The organism is Lutibacter sp. A80, from assembly GCF_022429645.1.
Taxonomy (GTDB): Bacteria; Bacteroidota; Bacteroidia; order Flavobacteriales; family Flavobacteriaceae; genus Lutibacter.
The window spans coordinates 678,748-700,302 of sequence record NZ_CP092480.1; the positions used below are offsets into that span (position 1 = coordinate 678,748).

Annotated in this window: 22 protein-coding genes; 5 read left to right on the top strand and 17 right to left on the bottom strand. The window is 29.5% G+C overall.

What is annotated here, in order from left to right:
• Positions 1-79: 79 nt before the first annotated feature.
• The 4 genes from MHL31_RS02935 (at position 80) to MHL31_RS02950 (ending at position 7,384) form a co-directional block, all read left to right on the top strand.
• Complete coding sequence (locus tag MHL31_RS02935; protein ID WP_240227591.1) at positions 80-1,537, top strand: MATE family efflux transporter; 1,458 nt, start codon at positions 80-82, stop codon at positions 1,535-1,537.
• Positions 1,538-1,635: 98 nt separating this feature from the next.
• A complete protein-coding gene (locus MHL31_RS02940; protein ID WP_240227592.1) occupies positions 1,636-2,808 on the top strand; it encodes an efflux RND transporter periplasmic adaptor subunit in 1,173 nt (390 codons plus the stop codon).
• Positions 2,809-2,818: 10 nt separating this feature from the next.
• Positions 2,819-5,968 (top strand): efflux RND transporter permease subunit, encoded by a 3,150-nt coding sequence (locus MHL31_RS02945; RefSeq protein WP_240227593.1) that lies wholly within the window; start codon positions 2,819-2,821, stop codon positions 5,966-5,968.
• Between the two features lie 9 nt (positions 5,969-5,977).
• Complete coding sequence (locus MHL31_RS02950) at positions 5,978-7,384, top strand: efflux transporter outer membrane subunit (protein WP_240227594.1); 1,407 nt, start codon at positions 5,978-5,980, stop codon at positions 7,382-7,384.
• Between the two features lie 437 nt (positions 7,385-7,821).
• On the opposite strand, the gene MHL31_RS02955 is transcribed toward MHL31_RS02950, so the two are convergent.
• From MHL31_RS02955 to nfsB, 7 genes are all read right to left on the bottom strand, one after another.
• Entirely contained in the window at positions 7,822-8,496 is a 675-nt protein-coding gene (locus MHL31_RS02955; protein WP_240227595.1) for a DUF5694 domain-containing protein, read from the bottom strand.
• A 66-nt stretch (positions 8,497-8,562) separates the two neighbouring features.
• Positions 8,563-8,841 (bottom strand): hypothetical protein, encoded by a 279-nt coding sequence (locus tag MHL31_RS02960; protein ID WP_240227596.1) that lies wholly within the window; start codon positions 8,839-8,841, stop codon positions 8,563-8,565.
• A gap of 205 nt (positions 8,842-9,046) precedes the next feature.
• Positions 9,047-9,841, bottom strand: coding sequence for a hypothetical protein (locus MHL31_RS02965; RefSeq protein WP_240227597.1), 795 nt, complete (start codon positions 9,839-9,841; stop codon positions 9,047-9,049).
• A gap of 155 nt (positions 9,842-9,996) precedes the next feature.
• Positions 9,997-10,578, bottom strand: coding sequence for a hypothetical protein (locus MHL31_RS02970; RefSeq protein WP_240227598.1), 582 nt, complete (start codon positions 10,576-10,578; stop codon positions 9,997-9,999).
• A gap of 307 nt (positions 10,579-10,885) precedes the next feature.
• Complete coding sequence (locus MHL31_RS02975) at positions 10,886-12,091, bottom strand: aspartyl protease family protein (protein WP_240227599.1); 1,206 nt, start codon at positions 12,089-12,091, stop codon at positions 10,886-10,888.
• 497 nt (positions 12,092-12,588) lie between these two features.
• The gene (locus tag MHL31_RS02980) at positions 12,589-13,443 is read right to left on the bottom strand and encodes a DUF4437 domain-containing protein (protein WP_240227600.1); all 855 of its coding nucleotides are present in this window, start codon (positions 13,441-13,443) and stop codon (positions 12,589-12,591) included.
• A 13-nt stretch (positions 13,444-13,456) separates the two neighbouring features.
• Positions 13,457-14,116: an oxygen-insensitive NAD(P)H nitroreductase gene (gene nfsB / locus MHL31_RS02985; RefSeq protein ID WP_240227601.1), complete on the bottom strand. Its 660-nt coding sequence runs from the start codon at positions 14,114-14,116 to the stop codon at positions 13,457-13,459.
• Positions 14,117-14,237: 121 nt separating this feature from the next.
• Here nfsB and MHL31_RS02990 point away from each other — a divergent pair, with 121 nt between their 5' ends.
• Positions 14,238-14,570, top strand: coding sequence for a helix-turn-helix domain-containing protein (locus tag MHL31_RS02990; RefSeq protein ID WP_240228833.1), 333 nt, complete (start codon positions 14,238-14,240; stop codon positions 14,568-14,570).
• A 169-nt stretch (positions 14,571-14,739) separates the two neighbouring features.
• Here MHL31_RS02990 and MHL31_RS02995 read toward each other — a convergent pair whose 3' ends face one another.
• From MHL31_RS02995 to MHL31_RS03040, 10 genes are all read right to left on the bottom strand, one after another.
• Positions 14,740-15,171 (bottom strand): hypothetical protein, encoded by a 432-nt coding sequence (locus tag MHL31_RS02995; RefSeq protein WP_240227602.1) that lies wholly within the window; start codon positions 15,169-15,171, stop codon positions 14,740-14,742.
• 160 nt (positions 15,172-15,331) lie between these two features.
• Positions 15,332-15,745, bottom strand: coding sequence for a VOC family protein (locus MHL31_RS03000; protein ID WP_240227603.1), 414 nt, complete (start codon positions 15,743-15,745; stop codon positions 15,332-15,334).
• 182 nt (positions 15,746-15,927) lie between these two features.
• Entirely contained in the window at positions 15,928-16,116 is a 189-nt protein-coding gene (locus MHL31_RS03005; RefSeq protein ID WP_240227604.1) for a hypothetical protein, read from the bottom strand.
• A gap of 167 nt (positions 16,117-16,283) precedes the next feature.
• Positions 16,284-16,955: a hypothetical protein gene (locus MHL31_RS03010; RefSeq protein ID WP_240227605.1), complete on the bottom strand. Its 672-nt coding sequence runs from the start codon at positions 16,953-16,955 to the stop codon at positions 16,284-16,286.
• Positions 16,956-17,123: 168 nt separating this feature from the next.
• Positions 17,124-17,546 carry a hypothetical protein gene (locus tag MHL31_RS03015; protein ID WP_240227606.1) on the bottom strand — a complete coding sequence of 141 codons (423 nt, stop codon included), beginning with the start codon at positions 17,544-17,546 and terminating at the stop codon, positions 17,124-17,126.
• Entirely contained in the window at positions 17,543-17,713 is a 171-nt protein-coding gene (locus MHL31_RS03020) for a hypothetical protein (protein WP_240227607.1), read from the bottom strand. Before MHL31_RS03020 ends, MHL31_RS03015 begins: the two co-directional genes overlap by 4 nt.
• A 252-nt stretch (positions 17,714-17,965) precedes the next feature.
• Positions 17,966-18,538: a hypothetical protein gene (locus MHL31_RS03025; RefSeq protein WP_240227608.1), complete on the bottom strand. Its 573-nt coding sequence runs from the start codon at positions 18,536-18,538 to the stop codon at positions 17,966-17,968.
• Positions 18,539-18,722: 184 nt separating this feature from the next.
• Positions 18,723-19,181 carry a hypothetical protein gene (locus MHL31_RS03030; protein WP_240227609.1) on the bottom strand — a complete coding sequence of 153 codons (459 nt, stop codon included), beginning with the start codon at positions 19,179-19,181 and terminating at the stop codon, positions 18,723-18,725.
• A 165-nt stretch (positions 19,182-19,346) separates the two neighbouring features.
• On the bottom strand, positions 19,347-20,360 hold the full coding sequence (locus MHL31_RS03035; protein ID WP_240227610.1) for a S9 family peptidase: 1,014 nt from the start codon (positions 20,358-20,360) through the stop codon (positions 19,347-19,349).
• A gap of 238 nt (positions 20,361-20,598) precedes the next feature.
• Positions 20,599-21,552, bottom strand: coding sequence for an ATP-binding protein (locus MHL31_RS03040; RefSeq protein ID WP_240227611.1), 954 nt, complete (start codon positions 21,550-21,552; stop codon positions 20,599-20,601).
• Between the last annotated feature and the right edge of the window lie 3 nt (positions 21,553-21,555).

Consider the following 21,555-nt stretch of genomic DNA (forward strand, 5'->3'; position numbering starts at 1 on the left):
CTTTTTTACATAAATTATAATTCATATTTCTGTTTACACTGCAGGTATCTTTGCATTGTAAACAGATATAATACGGTGAATGAGTAATTTAATACACATATTTAAAAATACAATTCTATTCTTAAAGCCTAAGAAAAATGAAGTTTCTGAAAAAAGTATGGTTACTGAGGAAAAATATTCCTTAATAAATGATTCTATACCTAAACTACTATTTGCCTTTGTTGGTCCTGCAGTTTTAGGGATGTTAATAAATGCACTTTACAATTTTGTTGATCGTATTTTTGTTGGTCAATATGTGGGTGTTGAAGGACTATCAGCAGTAACTATGGTGTTTCCGGTTACACTCTTTCAATTTGGATTAATATTGTTGTTTGGTAGTGGTTCTGGAATTTTAATTGCCAAATACTTAGGAGAATCTCAACCTAGAAAAGCAAGTACTATTTTAGGAAACGTTATTGCATGTCTATTCTTAGTTATGTTACTTTTTACTGGACTTGGTCTTATTTATTACAAGCCCTTATTGGAGTTATTTGGAGCAAGTGGTACCTTATTAAATTTATCTGCAGATTATTTATTAGTCATAATTTTAGGATTTCCGCTTAGTTTTTTTCTGGCTTTAGAATTTACATGTAGAGCCGAAGGAAATCCAACATTTCCTGCAAAACTTCTAGTGCTTTCTTGTGTAATAAACTTATGCTTAGATTATGTTTTTATGAAAATATTCAATTTAGGTATTCGTGGTGCTGCATTAGCCACTATAATTGCTCAGGCTACAAATGCTATCCTTTTAATTAGATATTATGCAAGTGGAAAAAGTTTAGTGAAATTGAAATGGAAGCAAATAAGACTACAAAAATCAATTATTTTTCCTGTATTGCTTGTGGGCTTAGCGCCGTTTTTAATGGATATAGCAATTAGTTTTCAGAATGTGTTAGCAAATAGTTTATTATTAAATTCTGGAGGAACTGATGGTGTTGCGGCTATGGGAATACTATTTGGGGTAAACGTTTTTTTTATGATGATTGCTTTAGGTACTGGTGACGCAATGCAGCCTATTATAAGTTTTAACTATGGTGCAAAACGTTTTGATAGAGCACGTAAAACATTAGAACTTGCTATAAAAACAGTCGGTATAATAACCATTTTTGGTCTTTTGGTTTTGGAGTTTTTTCCAAAACAAATTACAAGTGTTTTTATAGAAAGTAATGGGAACCAAAATGTAATCGCTATTACAAAAAAGGCTTTACAAATATTTGCTATTTCAATTCCATTTTATGCTGTTCAAATAATAATAACTAGATATTTTCAGGCGATTCAAAAGAATAAAACAGCAGCCTTTTTAGCACTACTACGCCCCATTATATTATTTATTCCAATAGCGTATTTACTAAATTATAATTATGGCTTAATAGGTATTTGGATAGCTTTTCCTATTAGTGATAGTATTGCTGCTTTTGTATCACTACTCTTAGTAAAAAAATATACAGTAAACGCACAAACACAAATTAGAAAAAATCTATCTATAAATTCAACCTAAATTTAGATGTGTTATTCGAATTCATTTATTCCACTTTAACTACTATTTATTAAAAATAGATTTTTACAATTCCAATTAAAATAACAAATAAACAGAATATGAAATATCAAAAAATTAACATACAGAACTATTGCTATTTATTGTTCATAGCTATATTATTTACATCGTGTAATAATGAAAGAAAGCCAGAATTTGGTAGCGGTGTAGAAAACTACAAGGTATTGACCGTAGCAAAAAAAGACATAGAACTTTACAGAGAATTTCCAGTAACCATTGAAGGTACTGAAAACATTCAAATTTTCCCAAAAGTAGAAGGTTTTATAGAAAAAGTACATGTAGATGAAGGTGAATATGTACAAAAAGGTCAACTACTTTTTTCATTAAATGCCCCTGAATACGCACAAGAACTTTTAAGTACAAAGGCAGCTGTTAGCAGTGCAAAAGCCAATGTTAGTTCTGCACAGGTTAATGTAGAGAAAGCAAAGCCATTAGTGGAGAGAGAAATTATTAGCAAGTTCGAATTAACTTCTACCGAGAACTCCCTTACAGCAGCAAAAGCAGTTTTAGAACAAGCACAAGCCAATTATTCTAATGCACAAACGAACTTTAATTATACTAAAATTAAGGCACCTGTTTCGGGTTATATTGGTTCGTTACCTTATAAACTAGGAAGTTTGGTTAATAGTAATATTACAGAGCCATTAACCACAGTTTCTAATATTAAACAGGTATATGCATATTTTTCGATTAACGAAAAAACGTACTTAGAATTTACAAAAGAAGGCTTATTAAAAAGTATGAATGAGGTCTCTCTATTACTTCCAGATTATACAGCTTTCAATCAGAAAGGAAAAATTCAAACTGTTAGTGGGCAAGTAGACGAAGAAACCGGTTCGTTTAATGTTCGTGCTATTTTTAACAACCCAGATAATTTATTAAGAACGGGTAATAGTGCTACCATACAACTACCCAGAACAATTGAAGGTGCTTATTTAATTCCACAATCTGCTACTTACGAAATACAGGGTGGCGTTTATGTGTATTTGGTAAACGACCAATCTCAAGTTCAATCTAAAAAAATTACGGTAACCGCAACAAATTCAGGACAAGCGTACATTGTTACAGCAGGACTTAAAGATGGCGACCAAGTAGTTCTTGAAGGTATTTCTGGCTTATCTAGTGGTAAAGAAATAAAACCAGTTAAAGTAAAAGAAAGTGATATAAAAGCTTTAAAGCAAATCACCAAAAAAGTAACATCTACTAACCAATAAAATAGAAATTATGTTTAATAAATTTATAAAACGACCGGTGCTTTCGGCGGTAATTTCTATTATCATTTTGATTTTAGGAGTTATCGGAATAACCACATTACCAGTATCTCAATATCCTGATATTGCACCACCAACTGTACAAGTCTCTGCTTCTTACGATGGTGCTAATGCAGAAGCGGTATTAAATAGTGTTATCGTTCCTTTAGAAGAAGCTATTAATGGTGTAGAGGGCATGACCTATATGACTTCTACAGCAACTAGCGGTTCTGCTAGTATAACAGTATATTTTGAATTAGGTACCGACCCTGATATTGCAGCAGTAAATGTTCAAAATAGTGTGTCTACTGCTACAAATTTATTGCCTTCAGAGGTTACACAATCTGGTGTTACTACAAAAAAACAACAAAGTAGTAATGTACTTATTTTTGGGCTATACAGTGAAAATGAAAATTATGATGAAGAATTTATCCAGAATTATGCCGAAATCAATCTCGTACCCGTATTAAAAAGGGTAGATGGTGTTGGTAGTGCCCAAGCTTTTGGAGCTAAGGATTACAGTATGCGTATTTGGCTAAAGGCAAATATTATGGCAAACTATGGTTTAGTTCCATCCGATATCACCATAGCACTTAACGATCAAAACCTAGAAGCTGCACCAGGTGAATTAGGTTTGCAAGGAAATCAAGCATATCAATACACTTTAAAATACAAGGGTAAACTGCAAAACGCTACAGATTTTGAAGAAATCATTATCAAGACTACAGATGATGGACGTATTCTACGCTTAAAGGATGTGGCCAGAGTTGAATTAGGGTCACAATCGTACAGTACGGATACATTTATAAATGGTAACCCAGGTATTGGTGTTGCCATCGCACAATCTGCAGGATCTAATGCACAAGATGTTGTAGAACAATCGATTGAAATATTACAAGAAGCTTCCAAAAACTTCCCTGAAGGTGTAAAGTATACCGAAATGGTAAATGCCAACGACTTTTTAGATGCATCTATTGATAAGGTAATTCGCACTTTAATCGAGGCTTTTATACTGGTTTTTATTGTTGTATTTATCTTTTTACAAGATTGGCGTTCTACTTTAATTCCTGCTATTTCAGTACCTGTGGCTATTGTAGGGACTTTCTTTTTCTTAAGTTTATTTGGGTTTACCATTAATCTATTAACCTTATTTGCTCTAATGCTTGCTATTGGTATTGTGGTAGATGATGCTATTGTTGTAGTAGAAGCAGTACACGCTAAATTGGATTCTGGTTATAAATCTGCCCGAAAAGCGAGTATAGATGCTATGAGTGAAATTTCTGGGGCCATTATTTCTATTACCTTGGTTATGGCGGCAGTATTTGTTCCAGTAACATTTATTAGTGGCTCTTCTGGGGTATTTTATCAACAGTTTGGTATAACACTTACCATTGCCATCATTTTGTCTGCCGTTAATGCATTAACCTTGAGTCCTGCCTTATGTGCATTACTATTAAAACCACACGAGGAACATAAATCAAAAAGTTATGCTCAACGTTTTTATATGGCATTTAACGTAGGGTTTGAAAAAACCACCCATAAATATAAAAATATAGTCACATTTTTCATTCGTAAAAAGACGTTTGCTTTTGGAATCATTATTGTTTTTATTGGTGTGTTTGCTTACCTTATGAACACTACACCAACAGGATTCGTGCCCGATGAAGATCAAGGTAGTATTTTTGCCGATGTCAGTTTACCCGCGGCATCATCTATGGAAAGAACAGACGAAGTTTTGGATGAATTACAGAAAATCGTTGAAGATATTCCTGAAGTAAAATCGTTCTTAAGATCTACCGGTCGTGGCTTTATGAGCGGTTCTGGATCAAACTATGGTATGTTTATTTTAAAATTAAAACCTTGGGCTGAACGTATGGGAGAAGGGCAATCTGTACAAGATATCATTGGACAGTTGTTTGCAAGAACAGCAGGTATTAAAGATGCTAGAATTATATTTTTTGCTCCACCGACTATAACTGGATTTGGTTTAAGTAACGGATTTGAGATACAGTTGCAAGATCAAAGTGGTGGTACTGTAGATGCACTTTATGATGTTAGTCAAGATTTTATACAAGCATTAAGCAAACGACCGGAAATACAGTACGCTAACACAACATTTGACCCAACTTTTCCGCAGTACGAAGTTATTGTAGATGTTGCTAAAACCAAGCTTGCAGGTTTAGATGTAGAAGGCGTTTTAGGTGTAATGCAAGGTTATTTAAGTGGGGTATATGCTTCAAACTTCAATAAATTTGGAAAGCAATTCCGTGTTATTTATCAGGGCGAGCCAAACTTTAGAGCCAATCTTGAAAGTTTAAATGCTATTAAAGTGAAAAAAGAAAACGGTGTTATGGCACCTATTACTGAATTTATAAGCTTAGAAAGAGTTTATGGACCACAAAGTTTAACCCGTTTTAATCTATTTACAGCGGCAAAAATAAGTGGAGCTCCCAACTCAGGTTACAGTTCAGGTGATGCTATTAGCGCTATTGAAGAAGTAGCAGAACAAACCTTACCAACCGGTTATGGTTATGAATATTCAGGTATCACCAGAGAAGAGATTTCAGCAGGTAGCCAAACCTTATATATATTTATATTGTCTTTTATATTTGTTTACTTCTTTTTAAGTGCACAGTATGAAAGTTTTATACTTCCAATATGTGTATTGCTATCTGTACCAGCCGGTCTGTCTGGAGTTTTAATATTTGCAAATTTATTAGGAATTAGTAACAACATTTATATACAAATTACATTAGTTATGCTTATTGGTTTATTGGCAAAAAATGGTATTCTAATAGTAGAATTTGCTTTACAAAGAAGAAGAGGGGGAGAAACTATTCTTCAATCTGCTATAGATGGAGCCACCGTTAGATTCCGACCAATTTTAATGACGTCATTTTCATTTATTTTCGGATTATTTCCTTTAATAATTGCTACAGGTGCTGGGGCTGTAGGTAACCGAACAATTGGTACAGGTGCTATTGGAGGTATGTTAATTGGTACAATTTTAGGAATATTAGTTATACCAGTACTTTTTATCATCTTCCAAACACTTCAAGAAAAATTAGTTGGCATACCAAATCACTATTGGGGTGAAAATGATGAATCAATACTTACTAAATAAATTATAAACATGAAGAATAGCATTTTAAAATATATAACATTTGCCGTAATAACACTTTTAGTAATCAGTTCTTGCGGTGTCGTAAATAAAAAATATACAATTCCAAAATCAGAATATTCTGAAAATTATAGAGACACTCTTATACAAGATACTTCTTCAATTGCCATGTTTCCTTGGAAGAAAATAATTTCAGATAGTATTTTACAAAAATTAATTGAAGAAGGATTGCAAAATAATTTAGACTTAAAGTCTGCTTTAGAAAATATAAATCAAGCACAAGCTAGTTTAACTCAAGCAAAACTATCCTTTTTTCCTAGTTTAGATGGAAATGCTCAAGTAACAAGATCTAGAATATCAGAAGCAGCTTCAAGCGGTGCAATAAATAATGTAAGCTTAAATTCAACTTCATATATAGGACAATTGAAAAGCAGTTGGGAATTGGATATTTGGGGAAAATTACGAAGCAATAAAAGATCTGTTTTAGCTTCATTCTTAAAAACAGAAGCGGCAACTAGAGTAATTCAAACACAGCTAATATCTGATATTTCACAACATTATTATAATTTGTTAGCCCTTGATGCTCAATTAGCAATAACGAAACGAACCCTAAAGAATAGAATAGGTGATCAGGAAACAATGAAATACCTTAAAGAATCTGCAGTAGTTGATGGTTCAGCTGTTGTACAAAGTGAAGCAAGTAGATATGCCATAGAAGCATCTATTCCAGATATTGAAATGAGTATTTTACAAGAAGAAAATACACTTTCTATATTGTTAGGAAGATTACCAGGTGCAATAGAAAGAACCTCATTAGAGGAACAGACTGCTTTTTCTGATTTAAAAATAGGAATACCTACATCACTTTTAAGAAATAGACCAGACATTCAGGAAGCTGAATTGGCCTTTAGAGTTACTTTTGAAGATGTAAATATGGCAAAAAGCTATTTCTATCCATCTTTTACAATTACGGCAAATGCAGGTATATCTTCTTTAAATTTATCTGATTTTTTCGATCAATCTATATTTTATAACCTAATAGGCGGTTTAACTCAACCTATTTTTGCTAATGGTGAAAATAAGGCACGACTTAAAATAAATAAATCTAAACAACAACAAGCTTTTTATAATTATAAATCTACGTGGTTATCCGCAGGAAGTGAAATATCAAATGCCTTATTTAGTTATAAAAAAGCAATTGAAAAACAAAAATCTAGAGCATCTCAAATTTCAGCTTTAGAAAAATCTGTAGAATTTACACAAGCACTTTTAAAATATTCTTCTAATACCAACTATACAGATGTTCTAACAACACAAAACAACTTATTATCTGCTCAATTAGATGGTATTTCTGATAAACAACAAGAATTATTGGCTATAATTCAGTTATACAGAGCACTTGGTGGTGGATGGAAGTAGAAATCCATACCTTATAATAATTAAAATATATGTATATCTAAAAAGTAAAATTATTGACACCTAAATTTGTATTAGGTTTTCAAAATAGTTGGAAATAATAAAGGTCAGATTCTAAAACAAGTTGAGAATAAGGGGTTTCTGAAATTTTTATACGGTCTCCTATAACTTTAATTATTGCTGTACAGTATTGTATCGTATATAAAATAACAAAGCATATAAATGTATTATATATTTAATAGAATACATTTATGTGCCTTTAAAAACACACTTTATGCATTGGTCTTTTGCACTTGGCGCTAACGGCAAATTGTATGGTGTCGTAGCGGATTACGTGAGGTTTATTTTCAAATAATCACTAATGATCGAGCGAGTTCTAATGCTCAAAACCTGCACTAAACCCGCTATGAACTATACAAAATGTTAGCAGTAGTTTTTTCTCATCTCACATAAGTTAAAACTTCAATATCCTCTATTTGATGAAGATATTTCTCAATAAAGCTTGTATGAGATGAACCAATTATTACCAATATTCTCTTACCTGAATTTTTAGCAATTACATTTAGTATATTTGATGTAATCTGCAAATTACGCATTTCCCACAAAGAATATCTTGCTCTATCTGAACCTGATTCAAATTGCGTTTCAAACCATATTTCCCATTGTCCTTTTTTATCTTGTAATTTATACTCATCACTGTTTAAAAAAAGAAATAAATCTGATAAATCTTTTGATTCAACACCTCTAATAGTTAGCTCACTCATTTTTTTATAAACAGGCTTTTGAGATATCTTAGATAGTAATTCCGCTCTGCTCTGACAATCTTGTCCAAAATTCGGAAAATAATTAAAGAGCAGTGCTTCATCTTGGAAATCATTAACGGCTTCTATAGAATTAAGTTTCTGATGAAATGCCACAGGTACAGCCAAAGTATAGAATTCGCTGTTACTATTTAATTCTTGTTGAATCTGAGTAATAAGAAACTTGTCAAACTCAGAAAACTCAGAAAACTCATAATTCTCAGATAAAAGATATTGATATTGCAAAGTAGCAGACGGAATATCAGTAATAGCTAAATAATTATCAAATAAAACTTTCCTATCTTGAACTGACAATTCATTCTTCTTTTTGATTCTCTCTATGACCGCTTGAGCTTCTATAAAATTAATTCCGTTTACTTTCTAAATAGTATCTGCAATAGTAAGATAAGGCTTACCCCACCTCCCGTTAACTACTCCATTAAAAACAGGATTATTCCTACACTTTATATCATATAAAAGTTGACCTTGCATTTTTTCAATACAAACAACATCAAATTCAAAATTATCAAGTTTATCAATAGCTTTGTCAAGCATTTTTATCTCAAAGTTTTGCATTTGACTAAGGTGAGCTGTTCCAAATACAAGTACTTCCGTTTTCTTTACTTGTCCTAAAAGTAATGTAGGGGCAAGAAAAAGCATAATTATACTGATTCTACTAAGATATTTCATCATATTTGTTTTGTGTCTTTGTTTAAATTACCGCCAACGGGTTTTTATAAGATTTGTGCGACTAGAAAAATCGGAGATTTTTCTGCCGTATTAAATCGTTTGTTAAATGTTTGCCGTTTAAACTAGTTCAAATGCAAGTATAAATTTTATGAGGTGTTCCCAGTAGGGTTTTTAATCATTTTAGTTGAATGTGAATATGATCATCGTGTCTAACTGCTCTACAACCTTGAAATCTAATCTTATTACTCATTAATTTCATTCTATTTTTTAAATGTGGTTCAATGAATATTTTCCCAATCTCTGGTTGTTTCGTAATTGAATTAATCAAATCACTTGTAGCTTTATCTGAAAATTGAATTTTTCTATTTATTTTTCCAAATGTTAGATATTTAGGAAAATCATATTGCCAATAACCTTTCTCTCTACAAACTTCAAATTGTTTTATCTCATTTTCTCTCGGATTTTCATAAACTCCATATCCACTAATTGAAGGTTTTTTATTTGTGATTTCTCCGTTTTCTAATTTGTATATAAGTGATAAATCAATTTTTCTTCCATCGTTATGACTCAAGTGGGGAAGAAGTGGGAATTTATCAATAAATGGAAAATTTGCATCTAAATAAACAAGGTTAATTCCTTTCTGTTTTTTCTCAAAATCAATTGATATTTTCTCAAGTGTTCTATTTAACTCTGGTTTTACGTAATTTCTATTTAAGAGCTTTGTAAAAAAAGTATTTGCCTTGATTATTTCTGTTTCTTTAACTTTTTCTCTTCCGAATGATTTAGCCAAATATGGAACAATCACAAATGTTGCAAAAAGGTAAATTATTGAAAAGGTTAAAAATCTTTTTATCCGTTTATTTTCTGAATTTGACTTTACAATAAGAATTGTCATTAAATAAATTATTCCTCCAATCTGTGTAAAAACAGTCAGAATTACAATAATTATCAAATGGAGCAATTTTTTCATTTTTCTGTGGGACTTACTGCTAACAGCGGGCTTTTATATGATTTGTGCGACTGGAAAATCGGAGATTTTTCGGACGTAGCAAATCGTTTGTTGAATATTTGTCGTTTGTACCAGTTCAAATTTAAGCATAAATATATGAGTTGTTGTGGTTTGTATTATGATATCTCTTTAAGTATATATTTCTCTATTTTCCATTGGCCTTTTTCTTTTTTTAATATATACATTCCATAATCTCCAGCTAAACAACTTACAGCTGTTCCAACTCCAACAATTGCTTGATTATAATTGGAGTTAAAAGCTATTCTCGAGAAACTTAAATATAAATGAAAATCATCAAACTCGCATTTACCTTTCATATTTTTAATATGTTTATCGGTAAGTGCTATAAATTTCACATCATCAAATAAATCAATTTTGTCAATTTTAATATATTCATTTGTCTGAAGAGTTCGTAGATTTTCAAATAATTCTCCATATTTAATTCTATTTTCATCTCTCATACCAATCGTTTTTCCAATTGGCTCCATCATAGATTGTACAGCTACAATAAAATGATTATCAATATAATATTTACTTATATCAAAATTCTTATTGCGACCTGATTTAAAAGGATGACTTGAAGGTGAATTTTTGGCAATTAAATTAATAATGTCGTAAGTGTTAGTATTTTCTTTATTTGAATATTTATCACAACTTGTCAGTGAAATCAATAAAAAAAATAGAACGTAATTTTTCATTTTTAGCAATTTTTTAATTCAGAACTCATATTTAAATATTGAACTAAATTTTTATTCGATATAAACCACAATGTGTTATATACTACATTTATATTCGTTTATCCCAATTACCTTACTAGGGTAGAGGAACATTATACTTATTTACTTCTTTTTTATGCTGCATTTTTTCAAGTACTAATTTAACAAAAAAAGCCTATTAAAACATTAAATATATTTTTATAGGCTCAGAATTATATTGGTATAAATTAACGAAGAATATACTTGTTTATTAACTCAGTTCTTTGTTGTTCTTAGGCTTTATATTTGTTTAAAGTAACAACGTTTTTTTCAACTGAAATTCTAATGTTTCACCATTACGTAATACTTTAATGGTTATTTCATCTGTTCCTTTTGGCATAATACCCTTGTCAAAAAAAGCACATTTATTGTTATCAGTAATGTTTGTAAAATCAATACTATTAATCTGTAATACTTCATCTCCAAATTGTAACACTTTTGATGCAGCTGTATCATTATATATAAAATCTACAAAAACCTTATTTCCATTAAAGCTAGGTATAAAACCAAAATGATTTAATGCCGTATTATTAGAAACGCCTTCTTGAATCATTGTAACCTTTCGTGCTTCCCAATTTAAAATCAATCTATAATTTTTAAAAAATGAAATTCCGAGGTTTGTTTTACCATCTTTCACCTTCATCACCTTATTTTTTATAATATGATTACCTATTTTTATCTCGTCTACTTTAGCAGATATCTCGTCTCTCTTTTCACCCTTTCCATACATACCAATAGTAGTATATCCAGAACCTAATATATACTTCGAGATTTTATTAGATTCTTTTTGTTTTACAAAATCTAAATACGATAAATGTGGTGTAGAATTGTTACCTAAATCAATCATATTATTTAATGCCTTTTCGCCATTTATATAGCTAATAATAGATGGTTGACTAGCCGCAGTACCAATAAACATTTTTGATTCTATAGCATCCGCCGGAATATTTAATTGCTGTTCATTATCTGTTATGGTAATTATTTGATTTTTAAAATCGAAATCCCATATAGCAAATCGCATTAAATTAGAACCAATAAAGCCATCAACATTTAAGCAAGCAAGTTCACCACTATTAAAATCTGATATGGCAGCAATCGTATTCTGAAAATGAATTCCTCCTATTTCAATATCGTCTATTTTTGTATAGTTAAGTAGTTGGCTAGTTTTGTGAACATCCGTTATATTTTCACTTCCTAAAGACGTAACGTTAAGTTTTTCAGCCAATTCTTTTGAAAGTGCGTTAGAAGCTCCAGTGTCTAAAATAAAGTCATATGTTTCATTTTCAATAGTTACTTTAAGAATAATAAGTCCTTTACGGTATTCAAATGGGATAGTAGTTTTAAAGTCTTCCTGAACGATATTTCCTTGTTTAAGGGTTTTATTAATTTTTGAAGATGCACAACTGGATAATAAAGTGATTATAATAAGTGAACATAGTAGTTTGGTTAATTTCATAATTACATTTCTTAATTTGAATTGATTGATAATTTTTAGTTTGTAAATAAGGGTTTGTTTATCCCTTCATATTAATAGACGTAAATTTTTATGAAAAGGTTGCCTGCGTAGTTATTTATTTTTTGATAGTTAACTATTTTGTATAATTAGTGGCGTGGTTTAGATATAAAATTTAACAAATAAATCACAAATAGACCTAGCATAGCGAACTGGCAAAGTAAAGTCCGAAAGGACTTTCAAAAAGTAGGAGAGAAGTAGCAATGAATTATACACTATTTAGCAGCAGTTTTTATACTTTCAACATAATTTTGTTTATCCAAATTTGGATTCTATCTTTTGTTTCCTCAAAATTTTTAAGGATAAAATCTTTGTAGTGTTTAATATTTACATCTATTTCAACCAAACCATATTGTTTATTATATTTTAATTCTTTTTTAATTTTAGAATTAATACATTTTCACTTGTTTTTCACCACAGTATTTTGTTGGCAACTGGCTTTATTTTATTTCAATTTTGTCGTTAGTTCTAATGTAAATTAAAGCTTCCTCAGTTGTTGAAATTTCGTGTGAACTATTTCCTGTTGATTCAAAATAACTTCCAGCGTTTAAGTTTGTTGAAGCATTGGCATTAGGCATTTTATAATCAACATTCCCATCTATAATTACGCCATAAAAAACAGTTCCTTTACTGTAAATATTTCCTTTAAAATTCTTAGGAAGTTTTACAAAAACGCCACGCATATGGTTTGCATTTCCCCATAAAAAACTAATTTTTGATTGGTTATTAGTTGAAATCCAATTTGTTTGGGAATGATCGAGCCAAATAATATTAGAAGCATCAACATTAATTGGGCGTTCCCCATTATCAAAAGATTCAGTAGTTGGTTTTACTAAATAAGGGCCATTATCGATTTCGATATACGCCATTGTTCCTTCTCCTTTGGCAGCTGTTATATGTGATTCACCAGCAGGTTGTGTCCAAAATGAGCCAACAGGCATCCACATACTTTCGGCTGCTGGGTCGTCATTATGTATTAATCCTTTCATTACAATTGCTCGATACGTTACATTATGAATATGAGGTGGTGATGAAAATCCATCTACAAATTTCCCTATATATCCAGTTGGAACTTCGGCTTTTCTATCTCCCCAAATTGTTCCAGCCAAAGGACTTTTATCTCCTCTTGCGGGGTTCATTTGTTCCCAAATAATATCAGAACTTAAACCAATTTTATTGGTTGGGTTTTCTATAGATTCGGAAACAGTATTTTCTGTCTGTTTTTCTTCTATTTTTGGATTGTTGTACGAAACAAGAAACCCAAGAATTAAGGTTAAATAAGTGATTGATTTCATTATTTCTGTTTTTTTAAATTACTGTTATTATTTCACTTTCTAATAATCTAGATTTCGGTGTTTTTTCGGTAGAATTAAAATCAGAAGTTGCTCTATAACCTAATGAAACAGCTACTAAAGAAGTATAGCCTTTTTCTCTTAATCCAAATTCTTCATCCAATGCTTTTACATCAATTCCCTCCATTGGAGTAGCATCAATATTTAAACTTGCTACACCTAATAAAAAATTTCCAATGTTTAAGTAAACTTGTTTTTCCATCCAATGCTGAAGATCTTTTAAATCGTATTTATGAATACCAGCAAACGCTTTTACAGCACCTAAAAATCCATTTTTTACGTCTTCATTTGGAAACCTTCCATTTTTATCATCTGTGTCGGCAATATGCTTGTAGTAATTTTCATCTGTATCAACCTTAGAACAAAACAATACAACAGCTGATGCATTCAATACTTTTGGTTCATTAAAATGGAAAAAGCCTTGTGTTCCTTTTGCCATTCTTTCTTTTCCTTCTTTGGTTTCAGCAATTATAAAATGCCAAGGTTGAAGATTTACACTTGATGGACTCATTCTTAATAAATTCTTAATTTCAAGCATATCTGCATCAGATATTTTTTTGGTTGGGTCAAACTCTTTGGTTGTGTATCTCCAGTTTAGTGTTTCTTTTAAATTCATAATACTTTAATTTTTTAATTACTATACTTTTTATAGTTGCAAAACTAAGTATAGTATTTTATCTTTGCAATAACGGTCAAAAAGGATAGTATAATTTATTATGGAAGAAACACAATCTAAAATGCTCAAATTTAAAGGTAAAGAATATCCTTGTTGTGCAAGTTTAACAATGGGAGTTATTGGAGGAAAATGGAAAACGGTTATTTTATATCATTTAATGGAAAAAACCTTACGCTATAATGAATTAAGAAAAGAAATGCCTACCGTTACTGAACGAACATTGAGCTTACAGCTAAAGGCATTAGAAGAAGATGGTTTAATAAAAAGGAGGGTTTATACATCAAAACCTCCGTTAAAAGTAGAATATTCCTTAACTGATTTTGGTAAAACTCTAATTCCGTTAATCCAATCCATTGCTGATTGGGGAGATTCTGTGGTTAAAAATTATTCTTAACTAGTGTTTTTTTTAGTTTGTTGCCAACGGCTTTGTACAAGGTTTAGTTGCGTGTTTTAAGCAACTAATTTACTAAATATTTACTGACCAAGAAAATCCGTGAGGATTTTGGTAAGTGTGCTTAAACCTAGCAATTAAGTTTGTACGGTGTTGTAATTTGTTATATTGTTCAAATTAAAATTCGAATATTATTAACTGGGATTATTTCTATCTTATTCAAAATAGTATCTCTAATAATTAGTCTAAAATCAAATTTCTTATATCTATCCAATAAATCAAAATCATTTTTTACTCGATATTTTATTCCATTATGAAATCTTTTTAGTAACTCATCTTTTGATAGAATTTTATAATTATCTATTTTACTCAGATTAGTTATTATTGATTTCTTTTCTTGATTTTTTTTGAAATATATAAATTTTGAATGATTACAAATTAAGTAAGAATCTTTTATACTACCGTGCCATATTATTTTTTGGTTACAAGCATTCAAATCTTTGTCATAAATAAAATAGATTCTTTCTGTATTTCTCGGAATAAAAATTAAAATCATTAATATAATCAAAAGAGCTGACGCTATTAAGTATTTGTATTTTTTCATTTTCAAGATTTGTTATTTTATACTCAACTCGTAATTTTTTATTCGTAATAAATTACAACTCGTTATATACTACATTCATATTTGTTTATCCCAGTTAGCTTACTCAGATAAAAGAACATTATAGTTGTTTTTTAACTCAATTCTTTTTATCTACTGGCTTTTATTCGGAAAACACCTCATTATTATTTGAAAATGATTTAAATTCTATAGAGTTTCCACTATAATCAAAAACAAACATTGTCATCTGTTCTCCAACCTTTCCTTCGTACCTCTTTTGTGGTTTAACTATAAAATCAATTTTTTCCGATTTCAATTTCTTTTCAACTCTTTCAAACTCACTTTTTTCTAATAAACACCCAAAATGAGGAATTGGAACATTTATTCCGTCTACTTTTCCACAATAATCCAATTCAGGAAATTTATTACTAACGTGAGCAGATAATTGATTGTCGAAAAAATCAAAATCAATCCAAGATTTAGTAGACCTTCCTTCTTTACATCCTAAAATTTCTATATAAAATTTTCGTGTCGACTCAATGTCTTTTACTTTAAAAGCGAAATGAAATATACTCATATTTTATTTTTTTATCTTTTTGTTCGGTTTTTCAGCAACGGACTAGTACAAGAAAAGTAGGGTAGTTGTAAGCGATACTTTTAGGATAGACAATTTTGCTGGTTTTTGTCAATTCTATTTGCAAATAGAATCATTCCATTCTGAAATTCAGGAACAATGTTTTGTTATCAATTTATTAGATTCTAATTACGTACAGTTTTGAAATTTCCTAAAATTAAAGACATCAATACGAGTCCAATTCCAATTCCAATGAAAGAACCTTTTGCAAAATCTGGCAATACAAAATATTGAGAGAAAATTTGTGAAGCCGCAATAACAAACATTCCAATTGATAATAAAATTAATGTTTTTCTTTTCGTTATTTTTTTCATTTGGTTTTAGATTTTAAATAATTAGTATTTCAATTTAAGCATTTGTTATATTTTTTTATCAAAATACTGCTAACGATCTCGTATTAAGATTTGTACAACTTGAAAATCGTTTGTTGAATGTTTATCGTTTGTATTAGTTCAAATTTAAGCATAAATTTTATGAGTTGTTAGACACAGTATTTTCTCTTTAGTTCTTGAGCTTCATCATAACTTTTATATCCCATTAATAGTAATCCTTCAGTGCAATTAATTTTCTTTTCTTTCAATTGTTTTCCTATATATTCTCGGTATTCTTCAAATCCTTTATATTGTTTTGGGATTAGCTTTATTGATTTTTTACCATCAATATTTCTCAATTTATCGTTAATTACTAAATTATAAATATTTCTCTCAAGTACATTTTGATGAGATTTGCTCTCAAGTTTAAAATTAAATGTTCTCGTTTTAGATTTATGAGTAATTGTCAAAGAATTGCTTATTCCTAAACTCCTTTTTTCAGTTGGATTTCTATAAATCATATTAATTTTCTTGTTGTAGTAAGCATCAATTAATAATTCGAAATCAGTTATTTCCTCATAAATTATTTTCTCATTGTAGTTTATAATCAATTCGTTTGCATCTAATTCTAGGAATCCATTTTTCTCATTTTTAATTTTCTCAAAATCATAAAACTGATAAAAATAGGTGAAAATAATTAATAAAAAACCTAGAAACATTATTAAAAATAAAAGAGTACTTCCGGAATCAATATGAAACACTTTTTTATAAATAAAAGTAAAAATCAAGCTTGTTATTAATAGAAATAATCCCGAGAGGAAAATCGTTTCTGTATTAGACATTTTTTTCTTAATTATCTTATGAATGTAGGCTTTAAATGTCATTCGGTTTATTGTGGCTAACGGGTTTTTATAAGATTTGCACTACTGGGAAATCGGATATTTTTCGTACGTAGCAAATAGTTTGTTGAATGTTTGTCGTTTGTATTAGTTCAAATTTAAGCATAAATTTTATGAGTTGTTAGCTATAGTATTATCCTCGATAATTTTAATCAATCTTTCTTTATCGGATTCAAGAACATTGCTTAAATCTAATTCTATCGTTTTGTTTGATTGAAATATTCGTAATGTATTATTTATAAACTCATAAGAATTAATTTCATTAAACGTTAATCTTTTTTCTCGGAAATAAGTATTTATTCTTACTGTCATTCCCAATTTATTCCATTGGACATAATTTTTTCGAATAACTTTTCGTAGGAAATAAATAGAAAATAAGAGATATCCAGAAGCTTTAATCCATTTATTCCAATCCTCAGATAGGAAATCTGTGAATGTTCCGAATATAATCAATATTAGTCCTAGAAATAAGACTATCGGTTTAGTCCAATTTTCTTTTAAATTTGACATATCATCAAAGTAAATCTTTTTCATTTTTTTACAAATTTTTGAATAATTTTCCAAGTATATAGAATAGCAATCATAAAGTTAACTCCACTAATTAAATATTCTTGCTTTGAGTAATAATTCATTCCGATTAATAATCCGAATAATATCCAAAAAAAGTTTAGTAAGTTTTCTCCATTAAACAATTTTTTCATTTTAGTTCAATTTTTTTTATTGTAGCCAACATATTATATACTTCACTTAAATTCGTTTATCCTGGTTACATTACCCGAATAAAAGAACATTATAGTTGTTTTTATTTTTTTATTCTACAATTTTTTAAAAGAACTAATTTAACAAAAAGCCTATTAAAACATTAAATATTTTTTATAGGATCAGAATTATATTGTTGTAAATTAATGAAGAATTTATTTTATTTTTAACTCAGTTGTTTATTGGCTTCAGTATTATTTTATTTTTATTTCCTTAACTAATGAAGAAATAGGTATCGCATAAACATTTGTCTCTTTAAGTAAGAAAATCACATCTTTCGTTTTTCCAATTAATTTTCCTGATTTAATTTCATTGTCTGCTAATTTTATTGAAATAGCATTCTGATTAATTATTTTTTCCTTTGTGTATCTTCCATAAAAATCTGCTGATATATATAAATAAAAAATAAAACTTATTATAAAAAGAACGATTCTATATGTTTTGTACCAAGACTTTTTATCAAGTCCAAAGTTTGCTTTCGAGTAAGATTTCGGCCATTTATTTTTCCATAAAATGTCCAATTTAATTAGTATGGAAATAAATAGAGTAGATGCAGTAGCAAATAATAATATATAAAAATCGGAAAAAGGTGCAATCAGAAAGTCAAATACATCTGAATAATTAAAAATGTTTATCTCAAATTCAGAATATTTCTGATAATTAAAAAGCATACCTATTCCTACAGCAATAATATAAGAGACAGTTATAACTGTTTGTACTTCCTTTATAATTAATTCATAAGTGTCTTTTATTAAACCTTTTTTCATTTCTTTAGTTATTGTTCAAGATATAAGTAGAGTAAAACCTTAATATGTTACAATATACCTGTTCTTAATTGTGTAGAAGGGTTGGACTATGGTTTCGTTGTGAAATTGTCTACAAGGACTATTTCGCCATTACCAAGCTATAGTTTAAAGATAGGGTATTTAAATTTTTCCATTACTCAAATTCCTAATCTCTTTCTAAAGCAATAATATTGTTGTTGTTATTATAATACAGCAAAAGTATAGCGTTTTTAATTTGATAATGCTTAACTGCTTCTAAGTTGAATAAATCAGTCCATTCAGGTTCATTAATTTCTGTTTGTAAAATTTGTTCGAATGATATTTCACCATTTTCTTTAATTGTATAGTTTCCGTTATACCCATTTGTAACCCTAGTCCCAGATACATTTCCTTTTCCTTCAATATCAGGTTCGGTGAAATTTGCTGTAATATTCCCATTATTTATATCTAGCCAAGAATTTTCTTCTGTTTTGGTTATTTTCTTGCCGATATCTAAGTAATAGACTACTTTCCAATTTCCAGTTAAATCATATGTAATTTCGTCGTTATCTTTTGAACAGCCATTGACCATAAATATGACAAATATTAAAAATATCCAAATCTTAATTGAGGAATAAGCTTTCATACTTTACTTTTTTTAATGATGCGAAATCTATTATTAGGTTGCGTTGATTCGGGAGTAGCTTACTGTCAACTCAGGGTTAATATATGATGGAAACTATAAAAGTATTTTAGTGAAAAATGAATACATTTTTACTTGTTTTTTACCACAGTACTTTGTTGGCAATAGTTATTTTACATTTTCATTTATCCATTCCACTAAAAATTCTTTAAAAGATAAATCAACATTATATATTTCGTTTGTTTTCCAGTCTGTTCCTTTTATTGTCATAAAGTGATTAAGACCATCTATTTTTTGAAATTCGATACTTGGATTTCCAATTTTTTCTAATTTCAATTCACTCTCTTTTGGGTCCACTAAAACATCTTCTTTCCCAATAATTATCAAAGTTGGAAAATCAATATTCTGATATGTTTTTGTATTATCAATTCTAGCAAATTCAACGTTATGAGGCATTAAGTAATTAGAAAAAGCTTTTTTGTTTACGTTTATTTTTTTAGATTCCTTCTTTCCTATTTTCCATAATTCCCAAGCAGTTTTATTTGGATTCTTATCTATCAATTCATAAACATAATTTATAGTATTTATTCGCTCTTCAGTGTTTTTTCCTATTATTAACTTATCATAATTTTTAATTCCATTCTCAATTTGATATTTTAATAATTCTCTTGGTTTTCCAATTGGTGCTGACCATTGAATTAAAAAATCAGGTTTTATATTTTGTTCAATTGATAAAGTTGTAACTATACCACCCAAACTGTGACCTAAAAAACCTATTTTTTTGTTTTTTATAAATTTTGATTTTTCAAATGCTCTATAAATTTCAATAAAATCACTCGTATAAATTTTTGGTTGGTCATTATATTCTCCTGTAGATTTTCCAACGCCTCTTTTGTCAAATCTAAAGACACCAATGTTGTTTTCTAGCAAATACTCTGTTAAATAATTATGAGCTTTTTGAGATATTTTTCCTGTTCCAGAAACTATGACAAGTATTTTATTATAGTTAGATTTTGGTGTTAATAATATTCCGAAAATTGTAATTGTTTCATTTATTGTTTTACTTATCTCTTCAATATTATAGTCTTGAATGTTCTTAATTTCCTTTTCATTGTTGAATTTTCCTTGAGAAAAAATAAAGTTTGAAATAAAAAAAAATAATATGATTGATACTTTTTTCATTATAAGATTTTAAATTAAAATCAAAAATATATATATGAAAATTTTGTACTATTAAAGAACTGTTAATTAGTGATTTTTTAACGGACTCTTTAATTATTGTCAACTAACGGTAAATTGTATGAGTAGTGTTAGATTGCGTGGTAGTTCCCTGTTAAACCACTATGCAGTTTAAGCGGGCTACAAACCTAGACATTTGCTACTTTGCCTGCCATTACTTATACAAAATGTTGGTGTTTGGTTATTTTTTATAAGTCAAATATTTCAGTTTTCTTAATAGTTTCTCTTTCTCAATAGGTTTAGAAATATAATCCACAAAACCCATATTCAAATATTTATCCCTATCAGAAGTCATAGAATAGGCTGTTTGAGCAATAATTAAAGCCTTTGGATTAATTTCAAACATTTTTTTAGCAGCTTCAATACCATTCATAATTGGCATCCTTATATCCATTAATACCACTTTAATCTCAGCATCTTGTTTATAATACGACAAAGCCTCTGCACCATTACTTGCATAAATTACGGTCACAGGAAGTTTATCAAAAAGCGCACGAAAAAATTCGATATTCACAGGTTCATCATCGACCACTAAGAGCTTCATTCCTTCTAAACCTCGAACGGTACTAGTAGTGTTATCTTTTGTAACAAGAGATGAAGTGTTCTTTATCAAGGGAATCGTAAAAGCAAAAGTTGTCCCTTTATCTATTTCTGAATCAACTGTCAATTTACCTTTGAGCAGATTCACAATTCCTCTAGAAATAGAAAGGCCAAGGCCTGTGCCTTCATGCATTTTATCTGTTCTTGTCTCAAGCTGTTCAAAACGGTTAAAAATATCATTTAGCTTATCTTTAGGTATTCCGGTACCAGTATCACTTACAAAGAATGTTAAACGATCTTTTGAACTGACCTTAAAACCAAACTTAATCGTTCCTTTGCATGTAAACTTCAAGGCATTACCAATCAGATTGGACAAGACCTGCTCCAAGCGTACAGCATCGGTACTAATTACTAAATCGGCATACTGAGAAGGCACCTCAGATGACAAGATAATATGTGCTTTTCCTTTTTGTTTTTTTACCTCATTAAAAGTAGCTTCGATATTGTCTATGATACGTTTTAGATGACAATCTACATATTTAAGTTTTAATTCATTGGCCTCAATCTTTGAAACATCGATAATATCATTAATCAAGCT

Bases quoted from the DNA above. Each gene is read 5' to 3' on its own strand.
- MHL31_RS03010 (WP_240227605.1), bottom strand. From the start codon at position 16,955: ATGTCTAATACAGAAACGATTTTCCTCTCGGGATTATTTCTATTAATA.
- MHL31_RS03005 (WP_240227604.1), bottom strand. From the start codon at position 16,116: ATGAAAAAAATAACGAAAAGAAAAACATTAATTTTATTATCAATTGGA.
- MHL31_RS02940 (WP_240227592.1), top strand. From the start codon at position 1,636: ATGAAATATCAAAAAATTAACATACAGAACTATTGCTATTTATTGTTC.
- MHL31_RS02980 (WP_240227600.1), bottom strand. From the start codon at position 13,443: ATGAAATCAATCACTTATTTAACCTTAATTCTTGGGTTTCTTGTTTCG.
- MHL31_RS03000 (WP_240227603.1), bottom strand. From the start codon at position 15,745: ATGAGTATATTTCATTTCGCTTTTAAAGTAAAAGACATTGAGTCGACA.
- MHL31_RS02945 (WP_240227593.1), top strand. From the start codon at position 2,819: ATGTTTAATAAATTTATAAAACGACCGGTGCTTTCGGCGGTAATTTCT.
- MHL31_RS02995 (WP_240227602.1), bottom strand. From the start codon at position 15,171: ATGAAAAAATACAAATACTTAATAGCGTCAGCTCTTTTGATTATATTA.
- MHL31_RS02990 (WP_240228833.1), top strand. From the start codon at position 14,238: ATGCTCAAATTTAAAGGTAAAGAATATCCTTGTTGTGCAAGTTTAACA.
- MHL31_RS02965 (WP_240227597.1), bottom strand. From the start codon at position 9,841: ATGAAAAAATTGCTCCATTTGATAATTATTGTAATTCTGACTGTTTTT.
- nfsB (WP_240227601.1), bottom strand. From the start codon at position 14,116: ATGAATTTAAAAGAAACACTAAACTGGAGATACACAACCAAAGAGTTT.
- MHL31_RS03015 (WP_240227606.1), bottom strand. From the start codon at position 17,546: ATGAAAAAGATTTACTTTGATGATATGTCAAATTTAAAAGAAAATTGG.
- MHL31_RS02975 (WP_240227599.1), bottom strand. From the start codon at position 12,091: ATGAAATTAACCAAACTACTATGTTCACTTATTATAATCACTTTATTA.
- MHL31_RS02950 (WP_240227594.1), top strand. From the start codon at position 5,978: ATGAAGAATAGCATTTTAAAATATATAACATTTGCCGTAATAACACTT.
- MHL31_RS02960 (WP_240227596.1), bottom strand. From the start codon at position 8,841: ATGCTTTTTCTTGCCCCTACATTACTTTTAGGACAAGTAAAGAAAACG.
- MHL31_RS03025 (WP_240227608.1), bottom strand. From the start codon at position 18,538: ATGAAAAAAGGTTTAATAAAAGACACTTATGAATTAATTATAAAGGAA.
- MHL31_RS03030 (WP_240227609.1), bottom strand. From the start codon at position 19,181: ATGAAAGCTTATTCCTCAATTAAGATTTGGATATTTTTAATATTTGTC.
- MHL31_RS03035 (WP_240227610.1), bottom strand. From the start codon at position 20,360: ATGAAAAAAGTATCAATCATATTATTTTTTTTTATTTCAAACTTTATT.
- MHL31_RS02970 (WP_240227598.1), bottom strand. From the start codon at position 10,578: ATGAAAAATTACGTTCTATTTTTTTTATTGATTTCACTGACAAGTTGT.
- MHL31_RS03020 (WP_240227607.1), bottom strand. From the start codon at position 17,713: ATGAAAAAATTGTTTAATGGAGAAAACTTACTAAACTTTTTTTGGATA.
- MHL31_RS02935 (WP_240227591.1), top strand. From the start codon at position 80: ATGAGTAATTTAATACACATATTTAAAAATACAATTCTATTCTTAAAG.